We start from the raw sequence: 16,820 nt of genomic DNA, 5'->3' as shown, positions 1-16,820 counted from the left end.
AGGCCCTGGCTATGCAAAGAAGCTCCTTGCATGATATAATTATAGAATGGAAAAAATTCTTGAAATTGAAAACATAAGTTATAAGTATGAAGAAGATAGTGATAGGCTTAACTTATCAGGTGTGAGTTTTGATGTTTATAGGGGGGAATGGGTAAGCATCATTGGCCGAAATGGTTCGGGCAAATCAACAACTGCACGTTTGATTGATGGGTTAATGCCTGTGCTTGATGGAAAAATCAAGGTCGCAGGAAGCCTTTTGACGGAAGATAATGTCTGGGACATCCGCCAAAAAATTGGCATGGTTTTTCAAAATCCAGACAATCAATTTGTCGGGGCGACTGTTGAAGATGATATAGCCTTTGGCATGGAAAATCAGGCTTTAAGCCATGAAGAGATGGGAGCTAGGGTAGATCAGGTCCTTGATTTAGTCGGTATGTCGGCCTTTAAGGACAAGGAGCCTGCTAGACTTTCAGGTGGTCAAAAGCAGCGGGTAGCAATCGCAGGCGTTATTGCCCTAAGGCCTGACCTTGTCATTCTTGATGAGGCAACAAGCATGCTTGATCCTAGCGGACGTGACAAGCTCATGAAGGTTGTCAAGGATTTAAAGAATCAGTACGGTTTGACCGTTATCTCCATAACTCATGACCTGGATGAGGCAGTAAATTCTGATCGAATTATCGTCATGGGTGATGGTCAGGTTCTTAAGATTGCAAGGCCTGAGGAGATTTTTGAAGGGGAAGAGGATATGGTAGCCATCGGACTTGATGTTCCCTTTACTTCAAATCTCAAGGCTGATTTGAAAGATAGGGGCTTTGAGCTTCCTGATGGATACATGGATGAAGAGGAGCTTGTTGATTATTTATGGCAATTACATTTGAAAAAGTAGCTTATGTCTACCAGGAGAAGACTCCCTTTGAGAGTCAGGCTCTCTTTGATATAAATATGAATATAAAAACGGGCTCGTATACGGCCCTTATTGGTCATACGGGGTCTGGAAAGTCAACCCTGCTCCAGCATTTAAATGGTCTTGTGAAACCTAGTCAGGGTAAGATTTGTGTCTTTGACACAGAGATTACTAAGGACAGTAAAAATAAGGACCTCAAAAAAATTAGGAAAAAGGTGGGCGTGGTCTTCCAATTTCCTGAAGCCCAACTTTTTGAAGAGACTGTCTTAAAGGACGTGGCCTTTGGCCCTAAGAATTTTGGAGTTTCAGAGAAGGAGGCAGAAGAGTTGGCCCGTGAAAAACTAACCCTTGTGGGTATTAGTGAGGACCTCTTTAGCCGTTCACCCTTTGAACTTTCAGGTGGTCAGATGAGGCGGGTTGCTATCGCTGGAATCCTTGCCATGAATCCTGAGGTCTTGGTCCTTGATGAGCCGACTGCAGGTCTTGATCCCAAGGCTAGAATCCAGATGATGGAGCTTTTTTATGACCTCCACCACAAGCACAAGCTTACGACTGTCCTTGTAACCCATTTGATGGATGATGTGGCAGACTATGCTGATTACGTCTACATTCTTGATAAGGGACACTTGGCCAAGGAAGGTCAGCCTGGTCAGATTTTCCAGGATGTTGACTTTATGAAGGAAAATCAGCTGGGTGTGCCTAAGGCCACTGATTTTGCCCTAAAACTTAGGGAGCGGGGCATGATTTTTGACCATCTACCTGTGACTAGAGGGGAGTTGGCTGATATGTTGGAGGATAAGCTTCATGGATAAAATAATAATGGGCCGCTATCTTCCAGGCAACTCAATTGTTCACCGCATGGACCCTCGGAGCAAACTTTTAGTCATGTTTGCCTTTGTTGTAGTGATTTTTATGGCGACTGACCTAGTAGGTTACCTGATTCTCTCAGTCTATACCTTACTAGCCGTTCTCCTATCTAAGATTAAGCTTTCCTACTATTACACAGGTTTAAAACCCATGATTGGTCTTATCTTATTTACAGCTCTCTTTCAGATTCTTTTTACCCAGTCGGGCGAGCTTTTATTTGAGATTTGGTTTTTAAAGATTACAGCAGGAGCCTTACTTAATGCCTTCTACATGGCCCTAAGGCTTATCTTAATTGTGGTTCTAAGTACGGTTATGACTCTTACAACAGCACCTTTGACCCTGGCTGACGGGGTGGCGACAGGCCTTTCTCCCCTTAAAAAATTGGGGGTGCCTGTCTATGATATTGGTCTCATGCTCTCGATTAGCCTGCGTTTTATTCCGACTCTTATGGATGACACCACAAGAATCATGAACGCCCAAAGATCGAGGGGGATGGACTTTGGCGAGGGTAATCTCATGCAGAAGATCAAGAGCGTCATTCCCATCTTAATACCGCTCTTTGTGTCAAGCTTTAAGCGGGCAGACGACTTGGCCATTGCCATGGAAAGCCGGGGTTTTCGCGGTGGTGAAGGAAGAAGCAAGTATCGTATCCTCAAGTGGAAGCTTTGTGATACGGGACTTGTCTTATCATTTGTAGCATTGGTTGTAATATTATATACTTGGAATATTTACAAGTAATATTTTAGGAAATTTGTAGGTAATTTACTTTATTATAGTTATGGGAGAGAAAAAATGACTTCAAAAATGAATGCTCAAGAAATTATTCAATTTATTGCACAAGCTGAGAAAAAGACACCAGTCAAGGTGACTTACAAGGGTGAGATTGGTCAGGTGCCTGCAACAGTTAAGGAATTTAAGGCAGCTGACAAGAGCTTTGGTCTTCTTTTTGGAGACTGGGAGGAGATTAAACCTTTATTAAGTGATTTAGCAGAGGCTGATTATGTGATTGAAAATGATAGTCGTAATACTGCTGTACCCCTACTTGATATGAAGGAGATTAAGGCAAGGATTGAACCAGGTGCCATTATCCGTGACCAGGTTGAGATTGGTGATAATGCTGTCATCATGATGGGTGCAGTCATTAATATTGGAGCAGTCATTGGTGAATCAACCATGATTGACATGGGGGCTGTCCTTGGTGGGCGTGCAACTGTTGGGAAAAATAGCCACATTGGGGCTGGAGCCGTCCTTGCTGGTGTGATTGAGCCAGCCAGTGCTGATCCTGTTCGTGTGGGTGATAATGTTCTTGTGGGAGCAAATGCCGTTATTATTGAAGGAGTTCAAGTAGGATCAAATTCAGTTGTAGCAGCAGGAGCAATCGTAACTCAAGATGTTCCAGAAGGTGTAGTTGTGGCCGGCGTTCCAGCCCGCGTCATCAAGGAAATTGATGCTCAAACAGAAGCTAAAACAGCCCTTGAAGAAGCTTTAAGAACCTTGTAATTACTAGTGGTGAATAATATGGATAATAAAAAAGTTAATTCACTTAATTTAGTAGAAGTTAGACGAGACCTCCACCAAATTCCCGAGATTGGTCTGTGTGAGTTTAAAACTCACAGCTACTTGATGGATAAAATCAAGGAGCTTGCAGCTAGTAAGGATTTTGTTAAGATTAAAACCTGGCAGACTGGAATTTTAGTCATGCTTGAAGGTAAAAATCCGCAAAAGACAATTGGTTGGCGAACAGACATTGATGGTCTTCCAATCGTTGAGCAGACTGGATTTGATTTTGAGTCAACTCATGAAGGTCGCATGCATGCCTGTGGTCATGATTTTCACATGACCATTGCCCTTGGACTTTTAGAGGAGATGCTTATTGAGCAACCTGAAAATAACATGCTCTTTCTCTTCCAACCAGCTGAAGAAAATGAGGCTGGGGGCATGCTTATGTACGAAGCTGGTGCCTTTGGTGACTGGCTACCTGATGAATTTTATGGTCTTCATGTAAATCCTGATCTACCTGTTGGAACAATTGCAACCAATGCAGGAACTCTTTTTGCAGGAACTTGTAGTTTGAACATCACCTTTAAAGGAGTGGGAGGACACGCAGCCTTTCCGCATAATACCAGAGATTCCTTGGTTGCAGCTGCAGCCTTTGTAACCCAAGTGCAGTCAGTTGTCAGTAGAAATGTAAACCCCGTTGAGGGAGCTGTTGTGACAATTGGATCCTTCAATTCAGGAAATACAGACAATGTAATCTCGGAAGAAGCAACAGTCAGGGGAACAGTTAGAACTCTTACCACTGAAATGAATCTTTTAACCCAAAAAAGGGTCAGGGAGATGGCTGAAGGGATTGCCTTATCTTACGGGGTGGAAGCTCATGTTATCTTGGATCAAAAGGGTTACCTACCGGTAGAAAATAATCCAGACCTGGCCCTTAAGCTAATGAATTATTTTGAGGACAAGGACTCTGTTGACTTTAGAGAGGTTGGCCCAAGTATGACCGGAGAAGATTTTGGTTACCTCCTTCATAAGACACCTGGAGTTATGTTCTGGTTGGGAGTTGATAGTCCTTATGCCCTCCACCATCCTAAGATGACACCGGACGAGGATGCTCTGGCCTTTGCTGTTAAGGAAATCAGTGACTACTTAAAAGTTAGAACTGCTAAATAAAAAAGGCTGCCTTAGGCAGTCTTTTTTAATGGGCTAACATTTCTTCAGCAATTTCAAAAGAAGACATGTCTTGCGGGTAATAGGTAGGCCAGTTGTCTATTTCTTCTAAAAGTTTATCCTGGCTTTCACCTCCGTAAAAGATATGGAAATGACTACTTTTTACAGGTCCTATATTATGGTCGCTAAACTGAATGTACTTAAATTGACCAGCATTAGGATCATCTGTTTCAAAGAGGTAGCGGACTCCCTTGTTTCCTTTTTTGTAGGTCAAAATTTTATAGCCGACATACTTGTATTTATAGCTTGAGCTGGCACTATTTTGGATGAAGGTCATGCTGTCATTTGTGATTTTAATTTGATTGACATCACTTGCGTAACCCTTTTGGTAGTATTCCTTGTAGGCTTGAGCGGTCATGTCTTTTTTAATTTTTGCCTTGTAGTCAAAAACTTGATCAAGATCTCCTGCTTGAAGGAGGGGATAAACGGATTGCCAGTCTCCCTTGTAGTCGCTTAGGCTGCGGTCCTTGACATCACTATCTGAAAAATAGCCATTTGCTACAGTTTTTGTAGTCTCAGATGGATTTTCTGCCTTTATATCTGTACCTTTAAGGCTAGTTGTCTTCATCAGGGAAGCAAGGTTCTCCTTCATGACAGAAATATAGTCTTTCCCGTCCTTTAGGTCCTTATCCGTTAGGCTTTCAAGGGGATTAAGTGAAGCTACTTGAATTTTTGCTTCCTTGGCTAAGGTTTTGGCAAATTTGTCGCTGGTGTTATCTTCGAAGTAGATATATTTAATGTCATTTTCTGCCACATATTTTTTAAGCTCCGCAAGGCGGGCAGCTGATGGCTCCTTGTCAGGATTTAAGCCAGAAATGGGGACTTGATTTAGGCCGTAGTCAAGGGCAAGGTAGCGAAAGGCTGAGTGCTGGGTGACAAAGTTCTTTTGCTGGGCCTGGCCTAACTTTTCTGTAAACTCACTATCAAGGGCTTCTAGTTTTTCCAGATACTTACTAGCATTTTCCCTAAATTTATCTGCCAAATCAGGATAGAGGGTGATTAGTTGTTGCTCAATACTTTTGACCTCCTTAATGGCCATATAAGGTGAGGTCCAAGTATGGGGGTCATATTCGTGCTTGTGGTCGCTACCAGTGTGGTCGTGATCGTGACTCGTGCCATCATCTGGTAGAAGTAGGATATCCTTAGTAGCATTTATAAGCTTAAGGTCACTTTTCTGCCAATTTTCTTGGGCTTTTTTGACCCAGGTTTCCATATTGTCATTATGGTAGACAAAGGCATCTGACTTACTAATATTTGCAAGGTCTCTGGCAGATGGTTCATAGTCATGAGCTTCACTACCTGCTGGTACAAGAAGCTTAACCTCTCCTGTATCTCCGACTATTTCCTTAGTAAAGGCATAGACTGGATAAAAACTTGCAATAATTTCTAGTCTATCTCCATCTTTTGAAGATTTTGCTGGGCTACAGGCAGCTAGGACTTGTAGGCTACAGGCCAGGAGAATGCTTCCCCAAAGGATGGCCTTGTATCTAACTCTTGAAATTCCTGTTTTTGCTTCTTTTTTCATCTGACTCTCCTATTTATGATTGTTTTTATAATATATAAGCATAGGGTAAGGTCAAATTATAACAAAAGCTATCATCGTTTACAAGTGTAGTCGTAAAATTTAGGGAAAAACTATAAAAAATGCTACAAAAAAAAGCCAGCCTAGGCTGACTTTCTTACTTAATCGAAATTAAGCTTTTGTAACGTTAACCGCTTGAGGTCCACGTTGACCATCTTCAACGTCGAATTCAACTGCTTGACCTTCTTCAAGAGTTTTGAATCCATCAGTTTGGATAGCAGAGAAATGTACGAATACATCTTTACCATCTTCAGCAGTGATGAAACCAAATCCTTTTTCTGGGTTAAACCATTTAACAGTACCTTGTGCCATAATATTACACACTCCTAAAATTTATTTGTATCTTCTTTTAGCCTTAAAAGTGTGTAACATTTGAATCCTTTTACAGAATGGAACAAGCACTGATTTAATTCTTAACTAAAATACAAATTTAGTATATCATAGATAATATGAAAAGAAAAGAAATAAGTCGTCAAGCAATGCTTGAGCATTTAAAAAAACAAAATAGCTTAGAGAAGAAGAAGCAGGAAGCCTATCTCAGCTCAAAATTTTTAGAGCATGAGCAGGTTTTTAAGGCCCAAAAAATTGGCCTTTTTATGAGCATGCCCTTTGAATTTGACACTTCCTACCTCATCAAGGAGCTAAGGGCTAGGGGTAAGGATATTTTTATTCCAAGAGTTATGGGTCCCGGTAAAATGGCCTTTTTCCCCTATGAGCCAGATAAGTTAATTAGATCGAAATTTGGTATCTTGGAACCAAGAGTTAGCCAAGAAGGTGTGCCTGATTTGCTTTTGGTGCCAGGCCTTGTTTTTGACGGGGAAAGTGGCTACCGCATAGGTTATGGGGGCGGTTTTTATGACCGCTATCTTAGTCATTTTAAGGGTTCTACCCTAAGTCTTGCCTTTGATTTTCAAAGGGATAAGATTCAGGCGGAAGTTTATGATGAAAGGGTTGATGAGATCTTTTTCTATGAAGGAAGCGAGGAAGACAAGTGAATTTTACCTATAATAAAAAACATAGGGTGACCTATCTTTTGACGGCTCTTACAAGCCTTGTTTTTGTCTGCATGTATGTGAGATATGGCTCAAATATGACAAGCCCAAGGAATCTTTTAGCCTCTGGGGCCTTGTGGGGCCCAGATATTCTTGAACATCCCAGCCATCTATGGCGGCTAGTTAGTCCGATTTTTGTTCATATTGGACTCATGCACTTTTTATCTAATACCTTTATCATCTATTTCATTGGTAGGGATTTGGAGGAGATTTTTGGCTCTTTTAATTATCTAATCCTCTACCTTTGTTCTGGTATCTTCGGAAATGCCTTTGTCTTTTGCTTTGACACCTTTTCTCTTTCAGCAGGTGCGTCAACCTCTCTTTTTGGAATTTTTGCAGCTGTTGTAGGCCTCGGCTACATTAGTAAAATTCAGGCCCTAAAGGAGTTTTCTAAGGGATATTTGGCCTTGATTCTCTTTAATCTGGCCTTTAATCTCTTTGATCCAAGCATTAGCCTTCTGGGTCATGTGGGTGGAGCCTTGGGTGGCCTAATTCTGGTATTTTCGGTCAATCTTCCGACTTATAGGGTTAGAACAAGTAGGTCAGTTAGGTTCCTAGCAGTCCTTATCTTTATTACCATTCTTGTAATTCTCATTGCTATACCCTTTTTAAAATTCGGATTTTAGCTGGTTAATGCTTACCCTAAAGATAGGTAAGCGTTTATTTTAAAAAAATTTTATGGTATTATACTAGTGGATATACGGTATCCGATTTAACCTATTTTGATAGGAAAAATAGGTTACGGAGTTTTAGCAGGTATTTGACATACTGAATTTATTTTACATGAAAAAGAAAAGATTATAGCTGATAATTCAAGTTGGACGAGCCTGTATGGAGCTTTTTTGGGAAAGAAAAGGATAGGTTTCACAGCTAGTTTTAGAAATAAGGGCATTTTTCAGGACTAGTCATGTGGAAGGCAGCATAGGTGGGGGCCTATGCTGCCTTTTATTTGGTAAATTTAGCACTTTGGTTATGGGTTTAGTTTGTATATTGGCCTGAAAACTATTATAATAAATAAAAGTTTCATAATAAAAAAGTATAAAGGAGTTTTTTATGAATTTTAAATCAATTAAGAAGGAGGCTAAGGCTTTTGTTAATGGAAATCTGAAGTACAGCCTGATTTTATGGTCGATTACAATAATCCTTTCAATCATGAGTGCAAGCCTTGGTTCCCAGGTTGACGTTAGCTACGATAATTTTTATATAAGTTTTCCAAGCATCCTGTCCTTTTTAATCACTGTGGCCATGTTTATTACATCAAATAGTGCTGACTATGTCACCCTTGATAACTTGCGTCTAGGTCGTCCGAGCGGTCGTCCCCTTGATCAACAGTCAGAGATTTTACAAAAGAAGTATTTTTTCCCTGTTGTTATAATTAATATCTTAGTTAGCATCTATTTGGCCCTTTTGATTGTCTTGTTTGCGGCCCTTATAACCATTCTTCTGATGGCCTTTTCTTACAAGGGCTTGGAGCCAATTTTTTACCTCCTTCCTATTCTACTAGGAATATTTGGGACTATTTTTGTCATAGCTAAAAGTTACTCATATGCTCAGGCAACAAATATCTACAAGGATTATATAGACCAGGGTATAAAAATCTCGGCCAGAGAGAGCATCAGTAAGAGTAAAAATCTTATGGCAGGACACCGCTTCAAATTCTTTCTTTTTAACCTGAGCTTTATTTTATGGTTTATTTTGGTGGGATTGACCCTAGGACTAGCTATCTTCTACGTCCTACCATATTATAGGACCAGCCTGCAAAACTTCTACCTTAAACTTGCCCCTGAAAAAGAAGGCCTTGACCTATATTAAAAATCATACCTACAAACTTGTAGGTATTTTTTGTTATAATTAAGAAAGAAAACGTATATAGTATTGGAGATATAATGAAAATTCGTGGATTTGAAGTCGTAAGTGCTTATGAAGATAAGGGAGTTAATTTACCCAAACGTTCAACCAAGCATGCTGCTGGATATGACATAGAAGCTTCCGATAAATTTGTTATAAAGGCTTCTGAAATTGGCCTAGTACCAACGGGTCTTAAGGCCTACATGCAGGATGAGGAGGTCCTTTACCTTTATGACCGAAGCAGTAACCCACGAAAGAAGGGAATTGTCCTCATCAATTCAGTCGGTGTCATCGACAAGGATTATTATAATAATCCCAATAATGAGGGTGAAATTTTTGTCCAAATGAAAAATATTACTGATCAGGATGTCCTTATTGAGAAGGGTGAACGAATAGCTCAAGGCGTTTTTATGCCTTATTTGGTAGCTGATGGAGATTTGGCAACTGGTGAGCGAACTGGCGGTTTTGGAAGCACTGGAAAATAAAGTTTAAAAGATTAGGAGGTCACCTTGGCCAAGAAAGCAAAATCAACATTTATCTGTCAAAATTGTGGCTATCATTCGCCTAAATATCTGGGACGCTGTCCCAACTGTGGAGCTTGGGGGAGCTTTGTTGAAGAGGTTGAAGCAGGCCCTGTAAAAAATGCCAGGGTAAGCCTAAGTGGTGAGAAGAGCCGTCCCATGAAGCTTGAGGAGGTTGAAAGTCAGGAAACCTTAAGGGTTGAAACTGATCTTGATGAATTTAATCGTGTCTTGGGCGGAGGAGTTGTTCCAGGTAGCCTTGTTCTGATTGGAGGGGACCCAGGAATTGGAAAATCAACCCTTCTTCTACAGGTATCAACCCAGCTTGCTAATAGGGGGCGTGTCCTTTATGTTTCAGGGGAAGAGAGTGCCCAGCAGATAAAGCTTAGGGCCGAGCGTCTGGGAGATGTGAATAGCGATTTTTACCTGTATGCTGAGACCAATATGGCAAATATCAGGGCAGAAATTGAAAAATTGCAGCCTGATTTTGTAATAATTGACTCCATTCAAACAGTCATGAGTCCTGAAATTACTAGTGTTCAAGGGTCTGTATCTCAGATTAAGGAGGTTACAGCAGAACTCATGCAACTTGGAAAAACTAATAACATTGCCATTTTTATTGTGGGTCATGTGACCAAGGAAGGAAGTCTTGCTGGACCTCGAATGCTTGAACATATGGTGGATACTGTCCTTTATTTTGAAGGAGAACGCCAGCACACTTTTAGGATACTAAGGGCTGTTAAAAATCGTTTTGGATCAACCAATGAGATTGGTATCTTTGAGATGCAGTCAGTTGGTTTGGTTGAGGTAACAAATCCTTCAGAAGTCTTTTTAGAGGAGCGTCTTGCTGGAGCTACTGGAAGTGCTATTGTCGTGTCCATGGAAGGAACGAGACCAATTTTGGTTGAGATTCAGGCCCTTGTAACACCGACTGTGTTTGGTAATGCCAAAAGGACGACAACAGGCCTTGATTTTAACAGGGTCAGCTTGATTATGGCTGTTCTTGAAAAAAGATCAGGCCTCCTCCTGCAAAATCAGGATGCCTTTCTAAAATCAGCAGGCGGAGTAAAACTTGATGAACCAGCCATTGATTTGGCTGTTGCAGTAGCCATTGCCTCAAGTTATAAGGAGCTTCCAACTCCAGCTGATGTTTGCTTCATCGGAGAGATTGGCCTAACTGGTGAAATTAGACGGGTCAACAGGATTGAAAGTAGGATCAATGAGGCAGCAAAATTAGGCTTTAAGAAGGTTTACCTGCCTAAAAATAGCCTGCAAGGCTTGGTTATTCCGCAAGGAATTGAAGCCATTGGACTTACGACAGTCAACGAAGTCTTAAAGGTAGTATTTGGCTAACATCTAGTCTTACAAGCCTAGTAGCTCATATTAATACTGACCCGTTTGATATCTTTATTTATCTTTAATCTTTTTTTGTAAAAATAAACTGATAAACTACTTTAAATCTTAGATTTAAGTGGTATTATGGTAGAATAACAGTAGAAGGGTAGATATAGATACAAGGAGGTGTATATGAGAAAGTTAATAGTTCAAATTTTAATAGTCGTTATTGGGGTTAGTGTTGGAGAAGCCTTTTTACCTCATCTGTGGTCGTTTTTAAGGCAGCCAGCTCTTGAAAACAGTGACTTTATCAATAGCGTTATTGGTGCAATTATTTTTTTATTTTTATCATTTGTTGTTGATAAGCCAATTTTAAGGGGTCTTGCAAAGCTTGATGAGTATATTAGTCACTTGAACCTGCAAAAGCTTGCCTTAAATTCAATTGGAAGTCTTTTGGGACTTATAGCTGGAACTATTGCCAGTGTTGGTTTTTGGGCCTTAGATTTACCCTATGTTAGTAGCATTGGGCCCCTTGCTCTGATGATTGGTTTTGCCTATGTTGGTTTTAGGATTTTTTCTAGCCGAGGTAGTGAGATTTCGTCTATGTTTTCTAAGAAGAAAAATTTTCAAGTAGATGACAAGGCAGGTGACCAGGTAAAGGTAAATTCTCCTTACCACGATAGTAAGCTTCTTGACACAAGCTCGATCATTGATGGGCGGATTATTGATGTTTTAAAAACTGGTTTTATCAGCGGTACCATTCTAATTCCTAATTTTGTAATTTTTGAGCTCCAGTTGATTGCTGACAGTAATGATAAGCTTAAGAGGGCAAAAGGTAGGCGAGGTTTAGACCTTGTAAATGCCATTCGAGGGCTTAAAAATATTCATGTTGAAACAAGTGATAAGGATTATGAGGATATTCATGAGGTCGATACCAAGCTTTTGAAGCTGGCAAGTGAGATTAAGGCAAGTTTGATTACCAATGACTACAATCTTAATAAGGTAGCTGAAATTCAAGGGATTCAGGTTCTTAATATCAATGAGCTTGCCAATGCTGTTAAGCCTCAGGTTGTAACAGGAGAAGAGCTTGATGTTATTATCATTAAAAAGGGAACTGAGCGTCACCAGGGGATTGGCTACATGCCAGATGGTACTATGATTGTTGTTGAAGATACTGATGACAAGATTGATGACATGGTAAGGGCTGAGGTCACAAGCTCCATCCAAACAAATGCAGGTCGTATGATTTTTGCCAAGTTGGTTGAAGCATAAAATAATTAAAAAGAAAAGATAGATAAAATAAGTAAGATGAAATATGATGCAATAATTTTAGCGGCTGGATCAGGTCGTAGGATGGAAGCTAAGGAGAATAAGGTTTTTCTCAAATTAAAGGGTAAGCCAATCTTTGAGTATTCCTTGGACCTTTTTAAGGCAGACGAAAATTGCCATAGAATTTTTTTAGTTGGAAAAAAAGCTGAACGGGAAATTTTTGAATCCTATGTGGGTGATGAGGTTTACTTTGTCGAAGGTGGTAAGGAACGCCAGGATAGTGTGAGGAATGCCTTAGAACTTGTAAGTTCACCCTATGTTATGATCCATGATGGAGCCCGCCCCTTTGTTTCTAAGAATAAGCTTTTACTTCTCATGAATCATCCTAATTCAATCCTTGCCGTAGCTGTTAAGGATACCATCAAGCTTATGTCAGATGATGGTAGACACATTGAGAAGACCCCTGTCAGGGCACGCTTGTATGCCGCCCAAACTCCTCAATTTTTTGAGACTGAAGAAATCAGAAGGGCTCATATGAAAGCTCATGATTTGGGCTTTTTAGGGACAGATGATGCTAGCCTTCTGGAAGAATTTTCGACTTCTAAGGTTGAGCTTGTCGAAGGGTCTTATAGCAACATAAAGATTACAACCCCCGATGATCTTTTTATGGCTGAGCTTATTTTAAGGAGGGAAGATGAAGATTAAAATTGGTCAGGGCTATGATGTCCATGAGCTTGTTGAAGGTAGAAAGTTGATTATTGGTGGGGTTGAACTTGATCATCCCTATGGTCTTTTGGGCCACAGTGATGCTGATGTCCTCCTTCATGCTATTACTGATGCAATTATTGGGGCCTTGGGCCTTGGTGACATTGGCCATGCCTTTCCAGATACTGACCCAGAAATCAAGGGGATAGCTTCAACAAAGATTCTTTCAGATACCTATGAAAAAATGGTCTCTCTTGGTTTTACAATTGGAAATGTTGATGCAACAATTCTTGCTGAGGCACCTAAGATGAAGCCCCACCTTTACAAAATGAAGGAGAATATTGCAAGAATCCTTCATACGGAAGTAGAAAATATCAACATCAAGGCCACAACGACAGAGAAACTTGGCTTTGTTGGCCGGCGTGAGGGTATGGCCTGTGAGGCCGTTGTTTTAATTGAAAAATCTTAATTTGTTTGTAAAAACATTTGTGTTATACTTATCTATAAGTAAAGGTCATTGACCTTTGAGGGTGGCCTTGGCTTGCCCTTTTAATCTGTATAATTGGAGGAAACATGTCAGAAAAAATTCGCGTGCGTTATGCACCATCACCAACAGGACTACTACATATCGGTAATGCCCGTACAGCCCTTTTCAACTACCTATTTGCCCGCCACTACGGAGGAGACTTCATCATCCGTATCGAGGACACTGACAGGAAACGTCACGTTGAAGACGGAGAACGCAGCCAGCTTGAAAACCTTGCTTGGCTAGGAATGGACTGGGACGAAAGCCCACAAAATCCTAACGAAAAATACGGGCCCTACCGCCAGTCTGAGCGTCTTGACATCTACCAAAAATATGTCGAAGAACTTCTAGCAAGTGGGCGTGCCTACAAGTCTTACAAGACTGAAGAAGAGATTGCGGCTGACCGCGAAGCTCTTGAAGCAAAAGGTCTTCCACCAGTTTACATCTCTGAATTCACTGGTATGAACCAAGAAGAAAAAGCTGCCTACATCGCAGACCGCGAAGCAGCTGGAATCGTACCGACTGTTCGCCTAAAAGTACCTGAAGATTCAATCTACAAGTGGGACGACATGGTAAAGGGTGAAATCGAATTTGAAGGTAAAAACATCGGTGGTGACTGGGTCATCCAAAAACGCGACGGTTACCCAACTTACAACTTCGCAGTAGTAGTTGACGACCACCTAATGGACATCTCACACGTTATCCGTGGGGACGACCACATCGCAAACACACCTAAACAGCTGATGGTCTATGAAGCCCTTAACTGGGAGGCACCACAATTTGGTCACATGACTCTTATCATCAACAGCGAAACAGGTAAGAAACTTTCTAAACGTGACACAAATACCCTCCAATTCATCGAAGACTACCGCAAGAAAGGCTTCATGAGCCAAGCGATCTTCAACTTCATCGCCCTTCTTGGATGGAACCCAGGTGGTGAGCAAGAGATCTTCTCACAGGAAGAGTTGGTTAAGCTTTTTGATGAGCGTCGTCTAAGCAAGTCACCAGCAGCCTTCGATCAGAAGAAACTTGAGTGGATGGACAACCAGTACATCAAGGAAGCTGATTCAGAAACTGTTTTTGAACTTGCAAAACCTTTCCTTGAAGCAGCAGGACGTCTTGACGAGAAATCACCTTACCTTGTTGACCTTTACAAGCCTCAACTTAAGTACGGTGAAGAAATCATCGAACTTACTGACCTTTTCTACGGCGACTTCCCTCAGCTATCTGACGAAGCCCGCGAAATCCTTGAACTTGAAACTAGCCCAGTCGTTATTGAGGCCTTCAAGAACAAACTTGTAAACCTTCCTGACGTTGACTACAAGAAGGAAAACATCTTCCCACTAATCAAGGAAGTCCAAAAGGAAACAGGAATCAAAGGGAAAAACCTCTTCATGCCAATCCGTATTGCGGTATCTGGTGAGATGCACGGTCCAGAACTTCCTGACACAATCTACCTTCTTGGAAAAGAAAAAGCTGTTAAGCACCTTGAAGACAGCCTTAAATAAAATAAAAAAAGCAAGATGTGAGTCATCTTGCTTTTTTTATTTTAAAGTTGATTGAGAAAGTAGGAGAAAATTTGCTTGTCACCAGCTGATAAATCCCAGGTAGCTTCAGGATGCCACTGGATACCTAGGGCCCTATTTTCCTTGTTATGAATGGCTTCAATCAAGCCATCACTTGCGTAAGCGATATCGTCAAATCCTGGAGCAAGTTCCTTAACAGCCTGGTGGTGGAAGGAATTAACCCAGTGCTCCTTGCCTAAAAAGTCAAGGATGCCCCCGTCTTTTAGTTTGACAGGATGGGTTGAGAAAATTTGCTTGGTAGGAATTTGCAGGTGTTTTATCTGGCTGCCTGAAAGGGAAATGTCTTGGTAGAGACTACCGCCAAATTTAACATTGAGAACCTGCAAGCCTCGGCAAATACCTAAAATAGGTTTGTTGGCTTTTACAGCTTCATCAATCAGGGCGAATTCGAACAAATCTCGACTAGAGTCAGTCTTCCCAAGCTTTGTAGAAGCTTCTTCCCCGTAAAAACGAGGGCTTACGTCCTCGCCACCAGTTAGAAGGAGTCTGTCAACAAGCTTCATATAGGTCGCAGCCTTTTCAGGTTGGTCTTGGGGGATAATAATAGGAGTGTGCCCTAAATCCTGGATAACATCGGTGAATCCTTTTCTGGTGTAAATTACCTTGTTACCATGAAAGGGAAGCTCCTCTGTCTCATTAAAGGTTGTTCCTGCAATACCAATTATAGCCATTTTCTACCTCATTTCGTCTTTATTTATAGCGTAAGTATAAACATAACAGAAAAATCATCTACTAACAAGCTATTTGACTTAAGTTGGCTAAATTATTGCTTTTAAAGCCCTATTATAGAAGAAAAAACCTAATAATTTGTAAAAAATCACAAAATAACTTACAATGAAAATTGTAAGCGATTGCTAGGATTGCTGCTATATGTGGCGATTAGAGAAAAGGAGAAGCACTTGAGATATATCATTAATAATAATAAAACGGCTCCATTTAACATTGCCATGGATGAGTGGTTACTAACTAAATTGAAGCCCAGTGAGCCCGTGTTTGCCCTTTGGCAAAATAAAAATGCCGTGATTGTTGGAAAACACCAAAACACCTTTGAAGAGATTAATGCACCCTTTATTAAGGAGCATGAAATTGAGGTTGTTAGGCGAGTTACAGGTGGGGGAGCAGTCTATCATGACCTAGGTAACCTTAATTTTACCTTCATTATTCCTTTGGATCATCCTGACAAGGTTGATTGGAAGAAGTTTGTGGAACCCATGCTTCGGGCCCTAAATAAACTTGGAATTCCAGCTGTTGCTAGCGGTCGTAATGATCTTATGGTAGATGGTAAGAAGATAAGTGGTAATGCCCAGCGTTATGCCAACGGCTACCTCATGCACCACGGAACCCTACTTTTTAACAGTAATGTTGAAACTCTTGTCAGAGCTCTTAATGTAAGTGATGAAAAATTCATTTCAAAAGCTGTGAAAAGCGTGCGTAGCAGGGTAGGAAATATCCATGATGTGGTACCAGAACTTACCTTTGAAGAATTCCATGAAGCTGTAAGGTATGAATTATCTGACCATGATAAGGATGCAGAGATTGTTTTAAATGAAGACCAACTGGCTGAGATTAAAAAGGCTGCCAAGGATAAGTTTTCAAGTTGGGATTGGAATTACGGCCAAAGTCCAAAATTCAATTATCATGCCCATGAAAAATTCACAGGTGGAATCATTGATATTAAGGCTCAGGTTGAAAAGGGTATTATCCAATCAATAACATTTGAAGGGGACTTCCTTGATGTGGAAGACGTTGACAACATTGTTCCTAAGTTTGTTGGCCTACCTTTTGATGAAGAGAAAATTCTTGATTTACTTAAAAAATATGAATCTAAGAAATATTTTGGAACAATTACCCCTGAAGAAGTTGCAAGTTTGTTTGAAAGTGCTAAGGAGGTTTAGTAT

General features: G+C 40.7%; 18 protein-coding genes. 15 read left to right on the top strand and 3 right to left on the bottom strand.

Annotated elements, in window-relative coordinates:
- The first annotated feature begins 46 nt into the window (after positions 1-46).
- From OZX68_06825 to OZX68_06805, 5 genes are read left to right on the top strand one after another with little or no spacing between them, the layout of a single operon-like run.
- The gene (locus tag OZX68_06825; GenBank protein ID WEV60625.1) at positions 47-886 is read left to right on the top strand and encodes an energy-coupling factor ABC transporter ATP-binding protein; all 840 of its coding nucleotides are present in this window, start codon (positions 47-49) and stop codon (positions 884-886) included.
- A complete protein-coding gene (locus OZX68_06820; GenBank protein ID WEV60624.1) occupies positions 862-1,716 on the top strand; it encodes an energy-coupling factor ABC transporter ATP-binding protein in 855 nt (284 codons plus the stop codon). Before OZX68_06825 ends, OZX68_06820 begins: the two co-directional genes overlap by 25 nt.
- Entirely contained in the window at positions 1,709-2,509 is an 801-nt protein-coding gene (locus tag OZX68_06815) for an energy-coupling factor transporter transmembrane protein EcfT (protein WEV60623.1), read from the top strand. Before OZX68_06820 ends, OZX68_06815 begins: the two co-directional genes overlap by 8 nt.
- A gap of 54 nt (positions 2,510-2,563) precedes the next feature.
- Positions 2,564-3,271: a 2,3,4,5-tetrahydropyridine-2,6-dicarboxylate N-acetyltransferase gene (gene dapD, locus OZX68_06810; protein ID WEV60622.1), complete on the top strand. Its 708-nt coding sequence runs from the start codon at positions 2,564-2,566 to the stop codon at positions 3,269-3,271.
- Between the two features lie 18 nt (positions 3,272-3,289).
- A complete protein-coding gene (locus tag OZX68_06805; GenBank protein ID WEV60621.1) occupies positions 3,290-4,441 on the top strand; it encodes an N-acetyldiaminopimelate deacetylase in 1,152 nt (383 codons plus the stop codon).
- Positions 4,442-4,466: 25 nt separating this feature from the next.
- On the opposite strand, the gene OZX68_06800 is transcribed toward OZX68_06805, so the two are convergent.
- Positions 4,467-6,023, bottom strand: a complete 1,557-nt coding sequence (locus OZX68_06800; protein WEV60620.1) for a zinc ABC transporter substrate-binding protein AdcA — start codon at positions 6,021-6,023, stop codon at positions 4,467-4,469.
- A gap of 168 nt (positions 6,024-6,191) precedes the next feature.
- Positions 6,192-6,392 carry a cold-shock protein gene (locus OZX68_06795; GenBank protein ID WEV60619.1) on the bottom strand — a complete coding sequence of 67 codons (201 nt, stop codon included), beginning with the start codon at positions 6,390-6,392 and terminating at the stop codon, positions 6,192-6,194.
- Between the two features lie 137 nt (positions 6,393-6,529).
- On the opposite strand from OZX68_06795, the gene OZX68_06790 reads away from it, so the two are divergent.
- The 9 genes from OZX68_06790 to gltX all read left to right on the top strand — a co-directional run bounded on the left by OZX68_06790 (position 6,530) and on the right by gltX (position 14,844).
- A complete protein-coding gene (locus OZX68_06790; protein ID WEV60618.1) occupies positions 6,530-7,075 on the top strand; it encodes a 5-formyltetrahydrofolate cyclo-ligase in 546 nt (181 codons plus the stop codon).
- Complete coding sequence (locus OZX68_06785) at positions 7,072-7,758, top strand: rhomboid family intramembrane serine protease (protein WEV60617.1); 687 nt, start codon at positions 7,072-7,074, stop codon at positions 7,756-7,758. The genes OZX68_06790 and OZX68_06785 overlap by 4 nt, the downstream gene beginning before the upstream one ends.
- A 427-nt stretch (positions 7,759-8,185) precedes the next feature.
- Positions 8,186-8,944: a DUF975 family protein gene (locus OZX68_06780; GenBank protein ID WEV60616.1), complete on the top strand. Its 759-nt coding sequence runs from the start codon at positions 8,186-8,188 to the stop codon at positions 8,942-8,944.
- 74 nt (positions 8,945-9,018) lie between these two features.
- Entirely contained in the window at positions 9,019-9,465 is a 447-nt protein-coding gene (locus OZX68_06775; GenBank protein WEV60615.1) for a dUTP diphosphatase, read from the top strand.
- A 24-nt stretch (positions 9,466-9,489) separates the two neighbouring features.
- Entirely contained in the window at positions 9,490-10,854 is a 1,365-nt protein-coding gene (gene radA, locus OZX68_06770; GenBank protein ID WEV60614.1) for a DNA repair protein RadA, read from the top strand.
- Between the two features lie 174 nt (positions 10,855-11,028).
- Positions 11,029-12,108, top strand: a complete 1,080-nt coding sequence (locus OZX68_06765; GenBank protein WEV60613.1) for a PIN/TRAM domain-containing protein — start codon at positions 11,029-11,031, stop codon at positions 12,106-12,108.
- A 36-nt stretch (positions 12,109-12,144) separates the two neighbouring features.
- Positions 12,145-12,810, top strand: a complete 666-nt coding sequence (gene ispD, locus OZX68_06760; protein WEV60612.1) for a 2-C-methyl-D-erythritol 4-phosphate cytidylyltransferase — start codon at positions 12,145-12,147, stop codon at positions 12,808-12,810.
- Positions 12,800-13,279 (top strand): 2-C-methyl-D-erythritol 2,4-cyclodiphosphate synthase, encoded by a 480-nt coding sequence (gene ispF, locus OZX68_06755; protein ID WEV60611.1) that lies wholly within the window; start codon positions 12,800-12,802, stop codon positions 13,277-13,279. The genes ispD and ispF overlap by 11 nt, the downstream gene beginning before the upstream one ends.
- 104 nt (positions 13,280-13,383) lie before the next feature.
- Complete coding sequence (gene gltX, locus OZX68_06750) at positions 13,384-14,844, top strand: glutamate--tRNA ligase (GenBank protein ID WEV60610.1); 1,461 nt, start codon at positions 13,384-13,386, stop codon at positions 14,842-14,844.
- 41 nt (positions 14,845-14,885) lie between these two features.
- Here gltX and OZX68_06745 read toward each other — a convergent pair whose 3' ends face one another.
- Positions 14,886-15,593, bottom strand: coding sequence for a gamma-glutamyl-gamma-aminobutyrate hydrolase family protein (locus tag OZX68_06745; protein WEV60609.1), 708 nt, complete (start codon positions 15,591-15,593; stop codon positions 14,886-14,888).
- A 228-nt stretch (positions 15,594-15,821) separates the two neighbouring features.
- Here OZX68_06745 and OZX68_06740 point away from each other — a divergent pair, with 228 nt between their 5' ends.
- Positions 15,822-16,817: a lipoate--protein ligase gene (locus tag OZX68_06740; protein ID WEV60608.1), complete on the top strand. Its 996-nt coding sequence runs from the start codon at positions 15,822-15,824 to the stop codon at positions 16,815-16,817.
- Positions 16,818-16,820 lie beyond the last annotated feature (3 nt).

The organism is Streptococcaceae bacterium ESL0729, from assembly GCA_029391995.1.
GTDB lineage: Bacteria > Bacillota > Bacilli > Lactobacillales > Streptococcaceae > Floricoccus.
Note: the sequence above shows the minus strand (reverse complement) of the source record. Positions and strands in the feature narration are given on the sequence as shown.

Coding starts and splice junctions, on each gene's coding strand:
- OZX68_06825 (WEV60625.1), top strand. CDS start 47: ATGGAAAAAATTCTTGAAATTGAAAACATAAGTTATAAGTATGAAGAA.
- OZX68_06820 (WEV60624.1), top strand. CDS start 862: ATGGCAATTACATTTGAAAAAGTAGCTTATGTCTACCAGGAGAAGACT.
- OZX68_06815 (WEV60623.1), top strand. CDS start 1,709: ATGGATAAAATAATAATGGGCCGCTATCTTCCAGGCAACTCAATTGTT.
- dapD (WEV60622.1), top strand. CDS start 2,564: ATGACTTCAAAAATGAATGCTCAAGAAATTATTCAATTTATTGCACAA.
- OZX68_06805 (WEV60621.1), top strand. CDS start 3,290: ATGGATAATAAAAAAGTTAATTCACTTAATTTAGTAGAAGTTAGACGA.
- OZX68_06800 (WEV60620.1), bottom strand. CDS start 6,023: ATGAAAAAAGAAGCAAAAACAGGAATTTCAAGAGTTAGATACAAGGCC.
- OZX68_06795 (WEV60619.1), bottom strand. CDS start 6,392: ATGGCACAAGGTACTGTTAAATGGTTTAACCCAGAAAAAGGATTTGGT.
- OZX68_06790 (WEV60618.1), top strand. CDS start 6,530: ATGAAAAGAAAAGAAATAAGTCGTCAAGCAATGCTTGAGCATTTAAAA.
- OZX68_06780 (WEV60616.1), top strand. CDS start 8,186: ATGAATTTTAAATCAATTAAGAAGGAGGCTAAGGCTTTTGTTAATGGA.
- OZX68_06775 (WEV60615.1), top strand. CDS start 9,019: ATGAAAATTCGTGGATTTGAAGTCGTAAGTGCTTATGAAGATAAGGGA.
- OZX68_06765 (WEV60613.1), top strand. CDS start 11,029: ATGAGAAAGTTAATAGTTCAAATTTTAATAGTCGTTATTGGGGTTAGT.
- ispD (WEV60612.1), top strand. CDS start 12,145: ATGAAATATGATGCAATAATTTTAGCGGCTGGATCAGGTCGTAGGATG.
- ispF (WEV60611.1), top strand. CDS start 12,800: ATGAAGATTAAAATTGGTCAGGGCTATGATGTCCATGAGCTTGTTGAA.
- gltX (WEV60610.1), top strand. CDS start 13,384: ATGTCAGAAAAAATTCGCGTGCGTTATGCACCATCACCAACAGGACTA.
- OZX68_06745 (WEV60609.1), bottom strand. CDS start 15,593: ATGGCTATAATTGGTATTGCAGGAACAACCTTTAATGAGACAGAGGAG.